Origin of the sequence: Chryseobacterium aquifrigidense (assembly GCF_006716485.1) — a bacterium.
GTDB classification, from domain to species: Bacteria; Bacteroidota; Bacteroidia; order Flavobacteriales; family Weeksellaceae; genus Chryseobacterium; species Chryseobacterium vietnamense.
In genome coordinates, this window is record NZ_VFPD01000001.1 from 3294709 (window position 1) to 3312486 (window position 17778).

At 38.1% G+C, this 17778-nt stretch carries 12 protein-coding genes; 4 read left to right on the forward strand and 8 right to left on the reverse strand.

The annotated features are described in order from the left end of the window. Positions 1-44: 44 nt before the first annotated feature. The 3 genes from FB551_RS14755 to hutI all read right to left on the reverse strand — a co-directional run bounded on the left by FB551_RS14755 (position 45) and on the right by hutI (position 3704). Positions 45-1337, reverse strand: a complete 1293-nt coding sequence (locus FB551_RS14755) for an aldehyde dehydrogenase family protein (RefSeq protein WP_047435452.1) — start codon at positions 1335-1337, stop codon at positions 45-47. Between the two features lie 138 nt (positions 1338-1475). After that, positions 1476-2396 carry a formimidoylglutamase gene (gene hutG / locus FB551_RS14760; RefSeq protein WP_142018003.1) on the reverse strand — a complete coding sequence of 307 codons (921 nt, stop codon included), beginning with the start codon at positions 2394-2396 and terminating at the stop codon, positions 1476-1478. An 84-nt stretch (positions 2397-2480) separates the two neighbouring features. Beyond that, positions 2481-3704: an imidazolonepropionase gene (gene hutI / locus FB551_RS14765; protein WP_142018004.1), complete on the reverse strand. Its 1224-nt coding sequence runs from the start codon at positions 3702-3704 to the stop codon at positions 2481-2483. A gap of 259 nt (positions 3705-3963) precedes the next feature. Here hutI and ruvB point away from each other — a divergent pair, with 259 nt between their 5' ends. The 4 genes from ruvB to coaE all read left to right on the forward strand — a co-directional run bounded on the left by ruvB (position 3964) and on the right by coaE (position 7191). Then, entirely contained in the window at positions 3964-4986 is a 1023-nt protein-coding gene (gene ruvB / locus FB551_RS14770; RefSeq protein ID WP_047435462.1) for a Holliday junction branch migration DNA helicase RuvB, read from the forward strand. 74 nt (positions 4987-5060) lie between these two features. Further along, a complete protein-coding gene (locus FB551_RS14775; protein ID WP_142018005.1) occupies positions 5061-5672 on the forward strand; it encodes an FMN-binding negative transcriptional regulator in 612 nt (203 codons plus the stop codon). A 13-nt stretch (positions 5673-5685) separates the two neighbouring features. Then, entirely contained in the window at positions 5686-6552 is an 867-nt protein-coding gene (locus tag FB551_RS14780) for an MBL fold metallo-hydrolase (protein WP_047435469.1), read from the forward strand. A gap of 9 nt (positions 6553-6561) precedes the next feature. Continuing rightward, the gene (coaE, locus tag FB551_RS14785) at positions 6562-7191 is read left to right on the forward strand and encodes a dephospho-CoA kinase (protein ID WP_047435472.1); all 630 of its coding nucleotides are present in this window, start codon (positions 6562-6564) and stop codon (positions 7189-7191) included. A 136-nt stretch (positions 7192-7327) separates the two neighbouring features. On the opposite strand, the gene FB551_RS14790 is transcribed toward coaE, so the two are convergent. The 5 genes from FB551_RS14790 to rlmD all read right to left on the reverse strand — a co-directional run bounded on the left by FB551_RS14790 (position 7328) and on the right by rlmD (position 17693). Further along, positions 7328-11758 carry a GEVED domain-containing protein gene (locus tag FB551_RS14790; protein ID WP_142018006.1) on the reverse strand — a complete coding sequence of 1477 codons (4431 nt, stop codon included), beginning with the start codon at positions 11756-11758 and terminating at the stop codon, positions 7328-7330. Positions 11759-11925: 167 nt separating this feature from the next. Further along, a complete protein-coding gene (locus FB551_RS14795) occupies positions 11926-14961 on the reverse strand; it encodes a reprolysin-like metallopeptidase (RefSeq protein WP_142018007.1) in 3036 nt (1011 codons plus the stop codon). A 180-nt stretch (positions 14962-15141) separates the two neighbouring features. Further along, positions 15142-15807 carry a DUF6048 family protein gene (locus FB551_RS14800; protein WP_047435480.1) on the reverse strand — a complete coding sequence of 222 codons (666 nt, stop codon included), beginning with the start codon at positions 15805-15807 and terminating at the stop codon, positions 15142-15144. Then, positions 15773-16249, reverse strand: a complete 477-nt coding sequence (locus FB551_RS14805) for a DUF6452 family protein (RefSeq protein ID WP_142018008.1) — start codon at positions 16247-16249, stop codon at positions 15773-15775. The genes FB551_RS14800 and FB551_RS14805 overlap by 35 nt, the downstream gene beginning before the upstream one ends. A 31-nt stretch (positions 16250-16280) precedes the next feature. Further along, the gene (gene rlmD, locus FB551_RS14810) at positions 16281-17693 is read right to left on the reverse strand and encodes a 23S rRNA (uracil(1939)-C(5))-methyltransferase RlmD (RefSeq protein WP_047435486.1); all 1413 of its coding nucleotides are present in this window, start codon (positions 17691-17693) and stop codon (positions 16281-16283) included. Between the last annotated feature and the right edge of the window lie 85 nt (positions 17694-17778).

Genomic DNA, 17778 nt, shown 5'->3' on the forward strand with positions numbered 1-17778 from the left:
ATCTCTGAGATTCCTCGGTTCCCCGGAATGACATTGTACAGATCTTAGTTACCAACAATGGTCTTTGCCGTTACAAACTCTTTTAAAGCTAATAAGGATAGTTCTGTTCCATATCCGGAAGCTTTTGATCCTCCGAATGGAAAGCGTGGATCAGAGCTCGTCATGCGGTTGATATTAACTGTTCCTGATTCAAGGTTTGCAATGAAGAATAGCTGACGGTCTTTATTTTTAGTCCATACCGAATTGGAAAGCCCGAAAGGAATATCATTGGCCATCTGTAAAGCTTCTTCCTCATTTTTTGCAATCATAACCATACCCAGAGGCCCGAAAAGCTCTTCTTTTAAAATAGGATTTCCTTCCTGAACTCTTATTAAACCAGGTTTAAATTCATTTTCAGAAATTCTTTCCAGAGGAATGATGATTTCAGCACCGTTTTCCAATGCTCTGTTGAACTGCGCTTCCAATTCATCAGCAAGATCTGGTCTTGCCATTCCTGCCAGTTTAGTTTCTTTATCTAATGGATCACCAATTTCATATTTTTTGTATTCTTCAATGAAAACGGGTAAAAATTGGTCTTCAATCTTTTCATCAATGATAAATCTTTTTGCTGCAGTACAGGTTTGTCCGCAGTTTTGAAGTCTGGATTTTGCTCCTGCTTTTGCGGCTGCTTCAAGATCTGCATCATCAAAAATGATAAAAGCATCACTTCCGCCTAATTCAAGTAAAGATTTTTTAATATTTAAACCCGCGATGGAAGCTACTTCTCCTCCGGCTTTTCCACTGCCTGTAAGGCTTACTCCTTTTACAGCATCATGTTCAAGAATTTCCTTTACAGCTTTATGCCCTACTTCAAGATTCTGAAAAATACCTTCCGGAAAACCTGCCTGTAGAAGAACTTCTTCAATGGCATTTCCACTTCCGAAACAAATTGAAGCATGTTTCAAAACAATTGTATTTCCAGCTAAAATGGCAGGCGTAGCAAATCTCAATACCTGCCAGAAAGGAAAGTTCCATGGCATAACCCCTAAGATTACTCCTTTCGGGGCATAATGAACTTCAGAATAAGCAAACTCGGATTCAACTTTTTCTGGTTTTAATATATTTTCAGCAGTGGCATAATAATTCATCATTAAAGCACACTTTTCCACTTCAGCAATAGATTCTGAAATGGGTTTATTCATTTCTGTAGTAATTATTTTCCCAAATTTCTCCGAATTATTCTTTAAAATTTCCGCTGCTTTTGCAATTAACTTCTGCCTTTCCTCAAACGGCACTTTTCTCCACACTGAAAACGCTTTATCTGCTTTAATAAGCTTGCTTTCAATTAATTGTTCCATAATATAAATTTCTTTTTTAAATTCAGCTAATGAATTTATGAGCGCCTTTATTCTAAAAGCACGGTGAAATTAGCAAATTCCATTCCTTAAGGGTCAATAAAATAATGATTTTCTCTATCGGAAGAATATAACTTTATCTTACATCATTAGCCATTCATTCACAAGACATGCTGCAAGCCTTGCTGTTCTGTCCTGGATATCGAAAGAAGGGTTTACTTCCGCCACATCCAGCGCCACCAATTTTTTATTTTTTAAGATATGTCTGTAAAAATGCATAAAGGCTGTATCTGCAAAGATACCATTATATGCTGCAGCAGAAACTCCGGGAGCCACTGATGCATTGAAGACGTCCATGCAAATGGTAAGATAGGCATAATCTACACTCTCCAGCAGTTCATCAATGCGCTGGTAGATGGAGCTAAGATTTTCAAAAAACAGTTCATCTGCCAGGATATATTTCATCCCATACTGATGAGCGGTATCAAAAAGCTTCAACGTATTGGAGTTTCTTTGAATTCCTATATGCAGAGAATTGACAGGACCTTCCTGAGCAATCTGCCAGAATCCTGTTCCTGAGCTTGGTCCTACTCCATCTTCCGGCTGTCGGTTATCAAAATGAGCATCGATATTAATAATACCAATCTTCTGTTCCGGAAAGGCTGTTTTAACGCCTAAATAATGAGCATATGTCACTTCATGACCTCCGCCAAGTACAAGTGACTTTCCGCCTTTTAAAAGAACTTTTGAAACATTTTTGGCAAGATTGTTCTGAGTATTTTCCAGATTGCCATCCTCACAGGTAACATTTCCAAAGTCAAGCATTGAAAAGTCAGGAAGAATTACCGGAAAATTGGACATATTTTTCCTGATCACATCCGGAGCATCTTTCGCTCCCTGACGGCCTTTGTTTCTCCTTACTCCTTCATCTACAGCAAAACCATGCAATGCAAAATCTCCTGCAGCAATATTGTCGTAATTACGTTCTTCTTTAACTCTTTGAAATAATCTGTGATAGAGAAGTTCTTCTCCATCCAATCTGCCTTGCCAAATAGTACTCATTATTCAGTCATTTGCCTATTGCCTGTTCTTCAATCAGGCATTGGAAAACAGCTGACTGAAGAACAAATATGGTTAATTATAATTTTATATCAGATTTCCATCAATATAAACAAGTTCAGCTTTCAAGCTTCCCTGATTATACAGAACATTCTGGAAATTATTAGTTTTGAAAGTGACAAAATCTGCTTTTTTCCCTGCTTCCAATTGTCCTCTGTCTTCAAGATTCAATGCAAAAGCAGCACGGAAGGTCATTCCTGCCAATACTTCAGCGGTTGTAAGCTTTTGAAAGGTTGCTAAAATAGAAGCCTGGGTAATTAAATTTCCCATGGGTGCCGATCCCGGATTCCAGTCACTTGCAATGGCTACTATAGCGCCAGCATCTAATAATTTTCTTGCTGGAGTAAATTTCTCACCTAGCCCTAAGCTTGCACCCGGAAGTGCAGTTGCTACGGTATCAGAATCAGCCAAAAACTGAATATCCTCATCGATTGTTGCTTCCAAATGATCCGCTGACTTCGCTCCCACTTCCACTGCAATTCTTGAGCTTCCCGGGGTAAACTGATCTGCGTGAACGGTAATTTCAAAGCCTAATTCCTTTGCTTTAAGTAAGAATTCTTTACTTTCTTCCGGCTGAAAAGCAGACTTTTCAATAAAGATATCAACTCTGCCCGCCAATTCTTCTTCTTTTACTTTTGGTAAAATTTCGGTGATGATATATTCAAGATATTCGGGATTGCTTCCTTCAAAATCTCTAGGTTTTAAGTGGGCCGAAAGACAGGTAGGAACTAAAGTGGCTTTAGTCTCATTCTGTGCTTTTTTTATTATTCTAAGCATTTTCAGCTCGTTTTCCACATCCAGACCGTACCCGCTCTTCACTTCAATAGTTGTAATTCCCAGATCAACCAAAAAATTGATTCTTTCAACTAATGTTTTTAATAATTCTTCTTCTGAAGCATTTCTTGTATGCTGTACAGAACTCCAGATTCCGCCGCCGCTTTCCGCGATCTCAAGATAAGTTTTCCCTGCATTACGCATGGCAAAATCATTAGCACGGTTTCCTCCGAAACAAATGTGAGTATGTGAATCTACAAAGGCAGGAAGAACAACCTGTTCTCCTTCAATGTGTTCAATTTCTATCGTAGGATTTTCTGTTTTTAAAGTTTCAAAATTTCCAACTTTCCGGATGGTGTTCTGATCTACTACAATTCCTCCGTCTACAATAATTTCCAGCTGCTCATCGGAAAGCTTTCCTCTTAATGGTAAGTTAGCAAGTGTTACCACCTGCTTGAATGGTCCTATTAATTTCATTAGTTTAAAGTTAATGCGATGTTTAGATATATGCTGATCCATTTTATATCAATCTCCTTTTTCCAAACATTCAAAATTTCATTAATTTTTATTAATAATTTCTTCTCTCAAAAATACTTAAAATATCCCAATTATTTAAATCTTAGCTGTTCTCATTTTCAACGCTGGCTCAAACCTCTGTGTCAATCTCAACGTTTTCTCAATCTGCCCTTCAACCTTTGTCTAAATTTGCTATCTTTGAAGTAAATGAAATGAATTAATGCCAGATTTTTTACATCCAGATAAGGAAAACTACTCACGAGAGGAGCTGATGCAGGAAGAACAGATCCGTCCGCAGAGCTTTAAAGATTTTGCGGGACAGAGAAAAACGCTGGAGAACCTTGAGGTTTTTGTTACCGCTGCAAAAAGACGTGGCGGAGCACTGGACCATGTCTTATTACACGGTCCGCCGGGACTGGGTAAAACTACTTTAGCCAATATTATCGCTAATGAGCTTGGGGTAAACTGCAAGGTTACTTCTGGCCCTGTATTGGACAAACCCGGAAGTTTAGCTGGTTTACTAACCAATCTGGAAGAAAATGATGTTCTTTTCATTGATGAAATCCATCGGCTTTCTCCTGTTGTAGAGGAATATCTGTATTCTGCAATGGAAGATTACAAGATCGATATCATGCTGGAAACAGGTCCTAATGCCAGAAGTGTACAGATTGGTCTGAATCCTTTTACTCTTGTAGGTGCTACTACAAGAAGTGGTATGCTTACCAAACCAATGCTTGCGCGATTTGGGATTCAAAGCAGGCTGGAATATTATTCTATTGAACTTTTGTCAACCATTATTCAGAGAAGTGCAAGGGTTTTAGGAGTTGTTATTTATGAAGATGCAGCGATAGAAATTGCAAGAAGAAGCCGGGGAACACCGAGGATTGCCAATGCATTGCTGAGAAGAGTACGTGATTTTGCAGAGATCAAAGGAAATGGTGAGATTGAGATCAAGATTACCAAATATGCTCTGGATTCTTTAAATGTGGATGAATTTGGGTTGGACGAAATGGACAATAAAATTATGCGTGTCATGATTGAAAACTTTAAGGGAAAACCGGTTGGTATTTCTGCTCTGGCTACATCTATTGCTGAAAATCCTGAAACACTGGAAGAGGTTTATGAACCGTTTCTGATCCAGGAAGGATTTATTATCAGAACTCCACGAGGACGGGAAGTTACCGATAAGGCCTACAAACATTTGAATATTACAAGACCTAAAAACCCGGGAGAGCTATTTTAATTCAAAGTTTTGAGTTCAAAGTTCAAAGGTTAAGGTTAAGGTTAAGGTTAAGGTTAATGAGAATTGATTAGTTTATGTTTATACCTAAATTATACAGAAGTGAAGATTATGATTTGATGAGAGAGATTATCAAAGAAAATTCTTTTGCATTACTGATTTCTTTCGTTGATAAGATACGGGCAACTCATTCTATGATGATGCTTAATGAAGATGATCCTGAAAAAGCCTATATTGAAACTCATATTTCAAGAGCTAATCCTCAGGCAAAAACTTTAAAAGATGGTGATGAAGTTCTTTGTGACTTTTTGGGAGCCCATACTTATATTTCCAGCAGCTGGTATGATCATATTAATGTTTCTACCTGGAATTATGAGGCAGTACAGATTCACGGAAAAGTTGAAATAATGAATCATGATGAGCTCTATGCTCATTTGGACAAATTAACGTCCAAATACGAAAGTTTTCAGCAATGTCCGATGATGGTGAAGGATATGGGAAGGGAATTTGTGGAAAAGGAAATGAAGGGGGCCTTTGGAATTAAAATACTTCCTACCGAAATATTTATCAAACAAAAACTTTCCCAGAACAGAAAAGAGACTGATTTTAATAATATTATCAGCCAACTTGAACAATCTGATGATAATGCAAGAAAAATTGCGGAGAAAATGAAATTAATAAAGAAATAATCAAAATATACATATGAAGTTATATCCAATACAATGTGGAAAATTTAAACTGGACGGCGGTGCTATGTTCGGAGTCGTCCCGAAGAGTCTGTGGGAAAAAACGAACCCTGCAGACGAAAAAAACCTGATCGAGCTGGGAACCCGTTCTCTGCTTATTGAAGATGGAAAAAAACTGATCCTGGTAGACTGTGGTCTTGGTAACAAACAGGATGATAAATTCTTTGGTCACTACTCTCTTTGGGGAGATGATACGCTTGATAAAAATCTTAAAAAATATGGCTTTATAAAGGAGGATATTACGGATGTATTCCTTACTCACCTTCACTTTGATCACTGTGGTGGAGCTATAGAATGGAATGACGATAAAACCGGATACAGACCAGCCTTTAAAAATGCCAACTTCTGGACGAATGAAAATCACTGGCAGTGGGCGACAGAGCCTAATGCAAGAGAAAAAGCAAGTTTCCTGAAGGAAAATATTATGCCCATGCAGGAAAGTGGGCAACTTAACTTTCTACCGCTTCCTACTACCGGGAACTACGGTTTTGCACCTGATCTGAAAATGGATGTTATCTTCGTAGACGGACATACCGAAAAACAAATGCTTCCGGTAATCCAGTATCAGGAAAAAACAGTTGTTTTTGCTGCGGATCTTATTCCAACAGCGGGACATATCAACCAGGTATATGTGATGGGTTATGATACAAGACCTCTTTTAACACTGGAAGAAAAAGGAAAATTCCTTAAGCAGTGTGTAGACAACGAATATTTATTGTTCTTTGAACATGACGCCCATAATGAGCTTGCCAGTCTTAAAATGACCGATAAAGGGGTAAGACTTGATGAAACGTTTAGCTTTAATGATGTTTTTGGATATTAATTTTTAATTATGGAAGAATTACATTCAGAAACACAGCAGACAGAACCGGAACCAGCACCCAAGATTATTGGTTTAACAGGAGGAATAGGTTCCGGGAAAACCACAGTAGCGCGCTTTATAGAGGAATTCGGTTTTCCGGTTTATTATTCCGATGACAGAGCGAAAGCTATAGTTAATGAGAGTGAAGATCTGAAAATAAAAATCAAAGAACTTCTTGGTGAAGATGCTTACGATGGAAACGGATTGTATGACAGAAAATTTGTAGCAGATAAGGTTTTTAATAACAGAGATCTGCTTCAGCAGTTGAACGAAATTATTCATCCTGCTGTAAAAATTGATTTTGAAAACTGGCTTAAGAAACAGAGCAAGTATCTAGTTTTTAAAGAAACAGCTTTATTGTTTGAACTAAAGCTTAACAGGCAATGTTATAAATCTCTTCTGGTAACAGCCGAGGATAACATCAGAATCAAAAGAGTAATGGACAGGGATAATAAAACCTACCGTGAGGTAGAAGCTGTCATGGAAAAACAAATGCCTGAAAGGGATAAAATTAAAATGGCAGACTGCATTATCTACAATAATACCAATCTGGAAGAATTAAAAGAAGAAACAGAAAAAGTGATCTTCAATATTGAATAAATAAAAACTCGTTAGAACCTTTTCTAACGAGTTTTTTTCTGCAAAAAATATTTCCTGAAGGGATGGATTCATCCGGGATCTTTTACAAAAAATAAGCCTCCATCTGGAGGCTTATTCTATTTGAAATTTAAATAATTTATTCTTTGATAAATTTCTTTTGGGTAGTAGTACCGTTATCATCAATATCAATTACATAAACACCATTAATCAATCTGCTTACGTTGATCTGGTTGTTAAGTAAGATACCGTCAGCGATAACCTGTCCTGCAGCATTATAGATCTTATATTTAGCTCTCTTGCTAACATTTTTCACAAACAATACTGAGCTTACCGGGTTAGGATAAATCATGACACTTGTCTGATCAATTGGATTAGCAACAGTCGGTTTAGAGATTCTTACCGTGTAATCTTCTACTTCTCCGTTTTTGAAGTCAGCACAGTTTACAGGGATACCATCTCTCGACATGGCTACTCTCATCACTACATACTTATAGTCTGTCATACTTACAAAAGCATCTGCCGGTACGTTGAATTTACCTGAAACAGGGCTGTTTGAATTTGGTGAAGAAGTAAATACTCTTTCGTTGATGTCAAACTCTCCGTTTCTGTTGAAGTCAATCCAAACTGCGATTCCTTCGTTGTAAGTAGTTCCTGTCCATTTTTTCTCAATGATGATCTCATTGTCAGTTGAACCCTGGATCATCTCGATAAATGTTTTAGGAACTCCTGTATAATCTGTATAAGTAGATGCTCCGGATTCATTCTCCATTGTTTTCTTACCGGTAGGCTTCACTGTAACTTTGGAAATATGCTCACCTGTAGAATTTTCAGCTTTCATCTTACAGTAAATTACTGTAGGAGTCGTAAAGTAATATGGAGGAGTGTAATTTCCTGGTGTACCGCTACAGATATTTACTACCTGCATTTCATATTTCGTTAATTCTGTAAGACCTGTCAATACAAGGTTATTAACTAACGATGGTACTTCTGTCCAGCTCGGAATACCTACTTTTCTATATCTAAGAACATATGTTGCTCCCGGGAACGGATCCCACTGGATGGCTGCTGATGTAGGAAGCAATTGAGTAATTGTTAATCCTGGAGGCGGAATCTGGCATATTCTTTCTGTAGTAAATACTTTAGGATTTGAATATGGGTTCAGCGTTGACTCACCGTTACACTGGTTAGCAATCTGTACTTCATAAGTTGTATATGGCTCCAAAGGAGTTGCACTTCCTAATACATAAGTATTCGCAGGAGCTGCCGGTAAGCTGACAATATTCCATGGACCTGTGCTACCTACTTTTCTCCATCTCATTGTATACGTAGAACTTGCTGCAAGCGGAGACCAAGTAATCAATGCTGTTGTTGGAGTAATGTTACTTATCGTTACATTCGGAGGAGTAGGATCACATCTTGTTGTGAATGTCTTGATTGGCGTTGCTGTTCCAACGATATCTCCACAAATAGCTGCTACCTCTACTTCATAAGTAGTAGCTGGCGTCAATCCACTAATTACTAACGGAAGGTTACCTAATTGTGCAGAAGCATATACCTGTGTCCATGCTGATGTTCCCTGAACTCTGTATCTTACCACATAGCTTACTCCTGCTCCTGTGATTGTTACAGTAGCTGTTGTATGTGTTGTTGTAAATGTTGGAGCATTAGGAGTTGCATTGCTACAAGGTCTGATTCTTACTCTATAGTCTTCTACTTCACCATCTACTGCGTTCTGGCACATTACAGGAGCACTTGTACGTTTCAGTACAACTCTCATTGTAGTTGTTAATGGTCCTGTGTAAGCTGTTGAAGGAACTGCAAAAGTAGCAGTAACCGGAGTCGTTGTATTAGCTGGAGAAACTAAAATTCTTTCGGCATCAGTAAACTGTCCGTTTCTGTCAAAGTCGATCCAAGCAGTTACAGCATCGTTACCTGTTGCACCTGTCCAGCCTTTTGCTACAGAGATTTTATTATTCTGAGAATCTACATCTAGTGTAATAAGAGTCTCCGGAGTAGTATAGCTGATATAATTTGTCTGTACCGAAGTATTATTCATTGGCGGAACTCCAAGGTTCGAAGAGGTAACTGTTACATTCGAAATATGATCATTCGTACCGGTACCTGTTATTGGACAATAAGATAATGGAGGTGTTGTGAATGTTACTGTTGGTGAGTAAGATCCTGTAGAACCGTTACAAGTTGTAGAAACCTGAACATCATAATTGGTCTGCTCTGTAAGACCAGTGATTCCATAGAAGTTCTGACCGGCAGGAACTGTAGCTGTTTGCCAAACTCCACTTGGAGAAACTCTCCATCTGATGTTGTAAGTAGCTCCGGTAGTAGCAACCCATGATACCGTTGCTGTAGTAGCACCGATATTGTTCACGGTAATATTTGTTGGAGCAGCTGTAGAACAAGGTTGAGCATCTACAAATTTTACTGCATAATCTTCTACTTCTCCCTGAGTGAATGTACCGCAAGGATTAGCATTATCAAAATATCTCATTACTACACGCATACGGGTAGGAAGTGTTCCTGTATATACGTTACCACTTGCAACGGTAGGTACTGCAAATGTAGCTGTTACCGGAGTAGTTGTATTATAGGTAGTATTAAGAATTCTCTCGCTGGTTTCAAACGTTCCGTTTCTGTTAAAGTCTACCCAGGCTGAAACTCCATATGAAGTAGGAGAACCTGGCCAGTATTTGTTGACAGAAATTTTATTATTTGCTGAACCTCTTTCAAAGATTACTACTCTTGTAGCATCCGCTGTATAATCTTTATAATTGTCAGATCCTGAATTACTCATCATAATAGGAGTATTCGTAGGAGTAACAGTTACATTATTAATATATCCGCTTGTTGCAGTATTACTTGTAGGGCCTGCTGTACAGTAAGTCAGCGCCGGTGTTGTAAAGGTCACCGTTGGTGAGAATGCACCTGTTGCTCCTCCACAAACTGTAGCTACCTGTACATCATATGCAGTCTGCTCCAATAATCCTGTAAGTAGCTGGTTACTGATTAATGGTGTATTTACTGCTATCTGTTGCCATGCTCCGGAAGGAGAAACTCTGTATCTTACGATATAAGTAGCTCCTGTAGTAGATGTCCAAGTAACATTCGCTGAAGAAGGAGTTACGTTATTAACCATGATATTAGATGGCGGTGCTGTAGAACATCCTGCCAAATCGATCAGTTTCACTGCATAGTCTTCAGTTTCACCATAATAATAGGTTCCACAAGCACTAATAGGGCTGTATTCATTTAATACAACACGCATTTTTGTAGTCAGGTTTCCTGTGTATACACCACCTCCATTGGGTACTGTAAATGTAGCGGTAACCGGAGTAGTTGTATTACTTGGTGAAGTAAGCACTCTTTCTGTTGCTTCAAAAACACCATTACGGTTAAAGTCAATCCAAACTCCTGTTAAGAAGCCGTATTGATAGCCAGGCCACGTTTTTGAAACTGAAACGGAAGCAGTACCTCCTCTTACTAAAGTAACCACTCTTGTAGGATCCGTACTGTAATCTGTATAGCCACTCTGACCAGAGTTACTGTACATAGACGGAGCTCCTTGTGCATTAACAGAAACCTGATTGATATATCCATCAACAAAGGTACTTGTAGCACCGGAGTTACAATAAGTAAGTGCAGGAGTTGTAAAGTTGACACTGGAAGAGAATGCTCCCTGTGTACCACCACAGATAGTGGCTACCTGAACTTCATACTGAGTCTGCTCAGTTAATCCGGTAATAACCTGGTTTCCGACCAAAGGAGTTGTCACATTGATTGTAACCCAAGGTCCTCCTGATACAGGTCTGTATCTTACTACATAAGTGGCACCTGCAGAAAGGTACCAGCCTATATTAGCAGAAGTTGTTGTCAGGTTTGAAACTGTAATATTGGTAGGTGGAGCTGTTGAACAGGCTGGAAGCGGGTGGCTTTCCAACTGTATTCTGGGAATATCTGCAAGTCTGTCTTTTGCAGAAGGAGGTGCTGCAGGGTCTGGATTTGCAGTATCTTCATAATAGATGATCCCCCTGTTTGCTCCAGCATTATAAGATCCCCAAGCGGTACCTGGAGAAGATGCATAATCCGGAGTTTTTTCATTGACAGCAACTACCAGATTGTCTGTTCCATTCCATAAAAATGGTGTAGCCAACTGAAGAGTTACCCAGCTTCCGTTAGTTAAGTTAGGCAAAACTCCGTCAAACACCTGAGTCATGGAACTTACCGGAATCCAGCTTGTATTGGAGGCAAAGTTATTCTGGGTTGTGTTTCCCATGTATACCACCCAATCCTTATATACAGCCTGAGAGGCTGCAACGGTGGTGGAATAAAACTTTATAGCCGTGATATAGTTCGACGTACCTATAGCAGTCGTAAGTTCAGCAGCAGTATAAATCTGCTGAGAATAACTATACCCATAATAGGAACGTATGGGGAGATACACTGAGGTACCCGTTCCTGTCCCGATCTGGCCTGCCTGAGCCGAGACTTTGGATACAAAGCCTGTGCAAATCAAACAGAGAAACAGAATTAAAGAGGTAAAGAATTTCTTCATAATGTTTTCATTATAATATTAATCACACAAATCTAATCATTTTTTATTATTAATTTATAAGTACATTTATGTTTTTTTTAGAAAAAAATAACAAATTCATTACTTATGCTCTAAATAAAGAAATCCCCGGGACTTCCCGGGGATTTACTAATATTTAAAGGTTATCTTTATTTTTTGATAAATTTAGATTTGAATTGTTCAATTCCTTTATCATCTATTGTAATAATGTAACCACCTTTAACTAAAGCTGAAACATTAACCTTTCCATTATTGATATTTCCTCTATCTACTAATTGTCCGGCAGCACTATAGATTTTATATGTTGCTTTATCTGAAACTTTAGTAATGTTTAGAACATCAGTTGCAGGGTTTGGATAAATCTGAATACCATTATTTTTAACAGCATTTTCAGAAGTAGCAAGGTTACCTGTTATCACTACGTTATAGTCTTCAACTTCTCCATATTGGAAATTAACATCACATACATATTCTGCAGGTAATGACAGACCAACATTTCCGTTTCCAGTACCAGCACCTACGAAAAATGCTACCACTCTCATTCTTAATGGCTGTCCTTCCACTGCATTACTTGGAATCGTTACGTTTCCGCTTACTACAGTTGATGGCTGTGTTAAAGTCACCGGATAATTCAATACTCTTTCTGAATCACTGAAAACTCCGTCCTTATTAAAGTCAATAAATGCTGCTACAGCGTCATAATCTGCAACATCAGGATTACCTACAGTAACAGACATAGGATAAGTATTTCCTTTTGTTAAGTTAATCTGAAGAGCTGAATTCGTTGTATAGTTTGTATAGGTACTATTTAAAGAAGTATTATTTACGTTGGCAAGGGTTACATTTGCAATATACTCATAGTTTGCATTAGCTGTCGCAGCTGTACAATAAGTAAGTGCTGGTGTACTGAAGTTTACAGAAGTAGAATATGTACCTACTGTTGTTCCACAAACTAAGGCTACCTGAACTTCATAGGTTGTACCATCAATCAGATTACTCAGGTTGATAGAAGGAACCGCTGTATCAGCTTCAGTCCAAACTGTTGTTCCTACTTTTCTGTAACGTACCTTATAAGTTGCTCCGGTATAAGACATCCAAGATACACTTCCTGAAGACACCGTGATGTTACTTACCACAACGTTAGTTGGTGCAGCACTGCTACAAGCAGATAGAGGTGCAATAGTAACAGGTCCTACTGCATAGAAAACATTTCCTATTGAAGAAACTCTTACTTTAATAGTCTGACCATTCAATGAAGAAGGGAAAGTAAAGTTTTCAGATCCGTCGTTAGGTGTTGAAGCAGATAGTACAGTCCAGGTTGTTCCGTTATCTGTAGTATAGTCAATCTTTACGTTTGTAACATTATAAGGTGCTGCATTAGTATTTGCAACAATCCATTGAACCGGAGTTGGGGTATTCACATCAGCATATTGGTTAGCTAATCTGAAAGGACCATTATCTCCTACAACAATAGTCTGAACTTTAAAAGCAGATTGCTGTTGAGCTACATTGGAATTATTATCTCTTACAGTTAATGCAAAATTTGTAGTTCTTGCAGTAGTAGATACCGCTTCCCAGGTATTGTTTGCATTATTTAGTACTCCGTTCATTACAGATGTAAATTTCGGGAAGTATCTTGTAGGGCTTGTACTTGGAGCAGCAGATCTGAATGAAGCTCCCGAGATTGTATTTCCTAAATTATACTTATCAATAGAAACTGCAGCATCATCTACTTCTTCCCAGGAATACGTCATTGGATCATTTTCAGGATCTGTAGCAGTTCCTGTTAATGCAAAAGCAGTTCCTTTAGGTATCGTATATGTTGGCAGATCAGTAATTACCGGTGGATTATTGGTAACGGTAGTTTCTACATCACAGGTTTTTGCAATTAAGTTAGCCTGAACCTGACCGATACTTGCTTTATGGAAATAAGGATCAGAGTTAGCCTGAATATCTGTATCAGGACCCGTAATACCAGCATATCCCATAATGGTAGATCCAGAACCAGGTTCCATATTTACCCCGCTTCCTTCAAGATTATGAGAGAAAGTATGGTTAGCTCCTAACTGGTGACCCATTTCGTGAGCTACATAGTCGATATCAAAGCTATCTCCTGATGGAATTCCGTTTGCCGGAGAAGTAAATCCTGAACCTTTTCCTTTAGGAACTGAAGATGTAGGATTAATACATACACATCCGATACATCCTGCGTTTCCTCCGCCTCCGGATTTTCCGAATAAGTGTCCGATATCATAGTTTTCATTTCCAACATTGGCCGTCAAAGCTGCTTGCAGCTGTGTGTTCCAGGCTCCCTGTGATCCCGTTGCAGCAGCTGCATATGGATCGTTATTCGGATCAATATAAATTACACCCGGAAAATTCTGTAAATTCAAATGCAATGCAAAATCTTTCTCAAAAACTCCATTTACTCTGGTTAGGGTATTATTGATAGCAACAAGAGCAGGAGCTCTTTTCTCATCATCTGTAGCAGTAGCAGGCACGTTTGCAAGTGTCATAAAGTATTGTGTATACTCACCTGTAACAGACATTGCCAGTCTCATTGTTCTGTATTTCTTATCAGAACTTTTGTTAAAAGTTGTTGGCTGATTAGTGAACGACTGTCCGTTTTTTAATAAAGCATCTATTTCCTTCTTAGCAGCAGGAGATTCTTCTGTAGAACACAGGAAACCATTCTTATCCTTTTTTGTTTTAGGATGAACAGCGTACACGGTTTTGTCTGTTGATGCCGGATCAATAAATTCATATTTATCTCCATGGATAATCATTGACTGAAAATCATTAGGAGCGATACTGAATCTTAAGTATTTGGTAGGGTCATCTACACTTGTTCCAACATAAGATCCTAATTCATACTTATCTGCCAGTTCTTTTACAACTACTGGAAAACTGTATACATTAAACCTTTCAATCTTCCCACTCATGGTAGGAAGAGAAATTACTACAGGAGTGGCATTTGTTCCCATTTCCTGTGCATTCTTCAGCTGAGATCTCAGTAAGTTCAGGTCCAATTTATAGTACCCGTTACCTCTTACATTAGATTGATCTACTCTAAATCCTGTACTTCTTTTGTTATCGCCTCCTTTTTTAAGAGAAGTGGGTGTCCATTGCCCGAACACTGCCCCTCCTATAAAAGTAAACATTAAAGCAGTAAATACTCTTTTCATAAATTAAAACACAATTATAATTTCCGCCAAATATAACTATTTTACAACTCACAGAGATAAAATAACTTAATATTTTTTAATATTATACATTCAACAAGCATATTCATTAAAAAAAATACAAACTTCAGAATATTCTAAAGTTTGTATTTTATCTATTGTAAAAGTTTAGGAATAATATTTCTAGAACTTATAAGCGATATTCCATGCAAATCCCATATTAAACTTTGAAGAGCTTTTTCCAAAACCGGGAACAATCATGGGAGAGATGTCATCCTGCTTGGAAGTATATACCATATATCTTGGCTGAAGATTTACATCTATATAAAAATTGGAACTGAATAACTGCACCCTTCCTCCTATAGTTCCTTCCAGCCAGAAAGAAGACTGAGAGGATGAAGGAAATGCTTCGGAGGAGTTACTTCCCCCAAATCCACGAACGGGAACCGCCATATATTCCTGATTATAAAATGATCCTGCCACTTTTCCTCCAGCATAAAATCCGTTAAATTCATTTTCAGCATCTTTTGCAAGCATATAGAATGCTCCTAACTTAACAAAAGGACCGTTTGCTTTAGCATCATATCCATTCTTCTGATATACGTTTTTCTCAAAACCCGCTTCTGCAATGGCATGAACATTTCCCCTGATCTTTGAAGAGATAAATCCCTGATACAGTTTTCTATCCGAAAAAAATCCGGCTCCGGTATTCAATACATCAAGGCCAACCATAAAATTAGGCTCATATTTTTCGTGAACCTTCTTCTCTGCTTCCTTTTTTTTGTCTTGTGCCCAGCTTATTATTCCAAATAAACTAAAAAGAAAGGTAAAGATTAGTCTTGTCTTCATTCTCTATTTGATTTTGCACGGTCTCCAGTTTTAGTACCGGATTAGGAGTTAATAATTCTGAACTTAAATTCTCATATGACTTTTTGATTCCACATCCCGGAGATACATAAGTTGACTTTGTAGTATACTTAATCCTTACTTTAGACTCTGCACCATCATATGTAAGTTTGAAATAAACATCTGTATAAGGCGAATTGTCTACCCGCAAAGGAATGAGTCTGGAATCAATTTTTGCAAGTTTACCCAACTGTACTTTTCCGGCACCATAGTCTACGGCTACATAAAGGGTATCCAGTGTCTTCTCTTTTCCACTATCCATAGATCTGAAAGCCACCTTCATTCTGGGAGTTCCTTCTCCACTTTCACAAATATCATCGTCGCCTCCACAGGAAACAAGCATTCCTAAAAAGCAGATTGCTATGAGAAATTTAAAGTACTTCATATTAAGATTTGAAATTCAAATTTAAATAAATTTATTTTTTAATCAGTAATGCAATGTTCTCTACATGGTGTGTCTGCGGGAACATATCAACCGGTAATATTTTTACTAAAGTATAATGATCTTTCATCAAAGCAAGGTCTCTGGCCTGTGTTGCTGAATTACAGCTTACATAAACTACTTTTTCCGGTGAAAGCTTAAGGATCTGTTCTACAACCTTCTGATGCATTCCGTCTCTTGGTGGATCTGTAATTAATACATCTGCTTTAGGGTGGTTGGCCATGAATTCATCATTGAAAATATCTTTCATATCCCCACAGTAGAATGTTGTGTTTGTTAAACCGTTCAATGCAGCATGTTCTATTGCCGCATCTATTGCTTCCTGTACAGATTCTATTCCGATTACCTGTTTTGCATTTCTTGCTACGTACTGAGCAATTGTCCCAGTTCCTGTATAAAGGTCGTACACTACTTCATCACCTTTGAGATCTGCAAATTCCAATGTTTTTCTATACAGTTCCAACGCCTGTTTGTAGTTGGTCTGGAAGAATGATTTCGGTCCTATCTTAAACTTCAGCCCGTCCATTTCTTCCATAAGGTAACCTTCTCCGAAATACACATTGATATTTAAATCATAGATAGAGTCATTCTGTTTAGGATTGATGGCATATACCAACGTTTTAATCTGAGGGAATTTTTCCAATAAGAATTCGAAAAGCTTTTCTCTGTTTTCTTTTTCTTCTCTATAAAGCTGAAAAAGAACCATCCACTCTCCTTTTGAGTTCTGTCTCATCATTAAGGTTCTTAGGAAACCTTCCTGATTTCTCACATCAAAGAAATCCAGGCCAGTGTTAACGCCATATTCTTTTACAGCCAATCTGATGGCATTGGAAGGATCTTCCTGAAGGAAACACTCTTTCAAATCAAGAATTTTGCTCCACATTCCCGGAATATGGAAACCTAAAGCGTCCTTGCTCCCGAAATTCTCTTCGGAACTGATTTCATATTGAGTAAGCCATCTTGCATTGGAGAAAGAAAACTCCATTTTGTTTCTATAAAAATACTGTTCTTCAGATCCTAGAATGGGCACGGTTTCAAACTCATCAATTCCTCCGATTCTTTTAATATTGTTATATACTTCTTCCTGTTTAAAATCAAGCTGTTTTTCATAGCTCATATTCTGCCATTTGCACCCTCCGCAAGTACCGAAGTGAATACATTTAGGCTCTACTCTGTACGGTGATTTTTCAAGAATTTCAATCGCTTCGCCTTCATAGTATTTTGACTTCGCTTTTTTCACTCTCACATTCACAATATCTCCTGGAATTGCTCCTGTCACCATGACCGTTTTACCTTCCTCTGTTTTTCCTATTGCTACGCCTTTTGCTCCGGCAGTCAACAATTTTATATTTTCAAGAGTCAGATCTCTTTTTTTCTTCCTACTCATTCTAAAATTTTCTATTTTCCTAATTGAAACCTTTACGTTCCAGTTTGCAAAAATACAATAAAAAAAACCTTATCCGAAGATAAGG

What these genes read in the sequence shown, in the direction of transcription:
- coaE (WP_047435472.1), top strand. Translation starts at nt 6,562, where the DNA reads ATGGAAGAATTACATTCAGAAACACAGCAGACAGAACCGGAACCAGCA.
- FB551_RS14800 (WP_047435480.1), bottom strand. Translation starts at nt 15,807, where the DNA reads ATGAAGACAAGACTAATCTTTACCTTTCTTTTTAGTTTATTTGGAATA.
- rlmD (WP_047435486.1), bottom strand. Translation starts at nt 17,693, where the DNA reads ATGAGTAGGAAGAAAAAAAGAGATCTGACTCTTGAAAATATAAAATTG.
- FB551_RS14790 (WP_142018006.1), bottom strand. Translation starts at nt 11,758, where the DNA reads ATGAAGAAATTCTTTACCTCTTTAATTCTGTTTCTCTGTTTGATTTGC.
- FB551_RS14780 (WP_047435469.1), top strand. Translation starts at nt 5,686, where the DNA reads ATGAAGTTATATCCAATACAATGTGGAAAATTTAAACTGGACGGCGGT.
- ruvB (WP_047435462.1), top strand. Translation starts at nt 3,964, where the DNA reads ATGCCAGATTTTTTACATCCAGATAAGGAAAACTACTCACGAGAGGAG.
- FB551_RS14795 (WP_142018007.1), bottom strand. Translation starts at nt 14,961, where the DNA reads ATGAAAAGAGTATTTACTGCTTTAATGTTTACTTTTATAGGAGGGGCA.
- FB551_RS14775 (WP_142018005.1), top strand. Translation starts at nt 5,061, where the DNA reads ATGTTTATACCTAAATTATACAGAAGTGAAGATTATGATTTGATGAGA.
- hutI (WP_142018004.1), bottom strand. Translation starts at nt 3,704, where the DNA reads ATGAAATTAATAGGACCATTCAAGCAGGTGGTAACACTTGCTAACTTA.
- hutG (WP_142018003.1), bottom strand. Translation starts at nt 2,396, where the DNA reads ATGAGTACTATTTGGCAAGGCAGATTGGATGGAGAAGAACTTCTCTAT.
- FB551_RS14755 (WP_047435452.1), bottom strand. Translation starts at nt 1,337, where the DNA reads ATGGAACAATTAATTGAAAGCAAGCTTATTAAAGCAGATAAAGCGTTT.
- FB551_RS14805 (WP_142018008.1), bottom strand. Translation starts at nt 16,249, where the DNA reads ATGAAGTACTTTAAATTTCTCATAGCAATCTGCTTTTTAGGAATGCTT.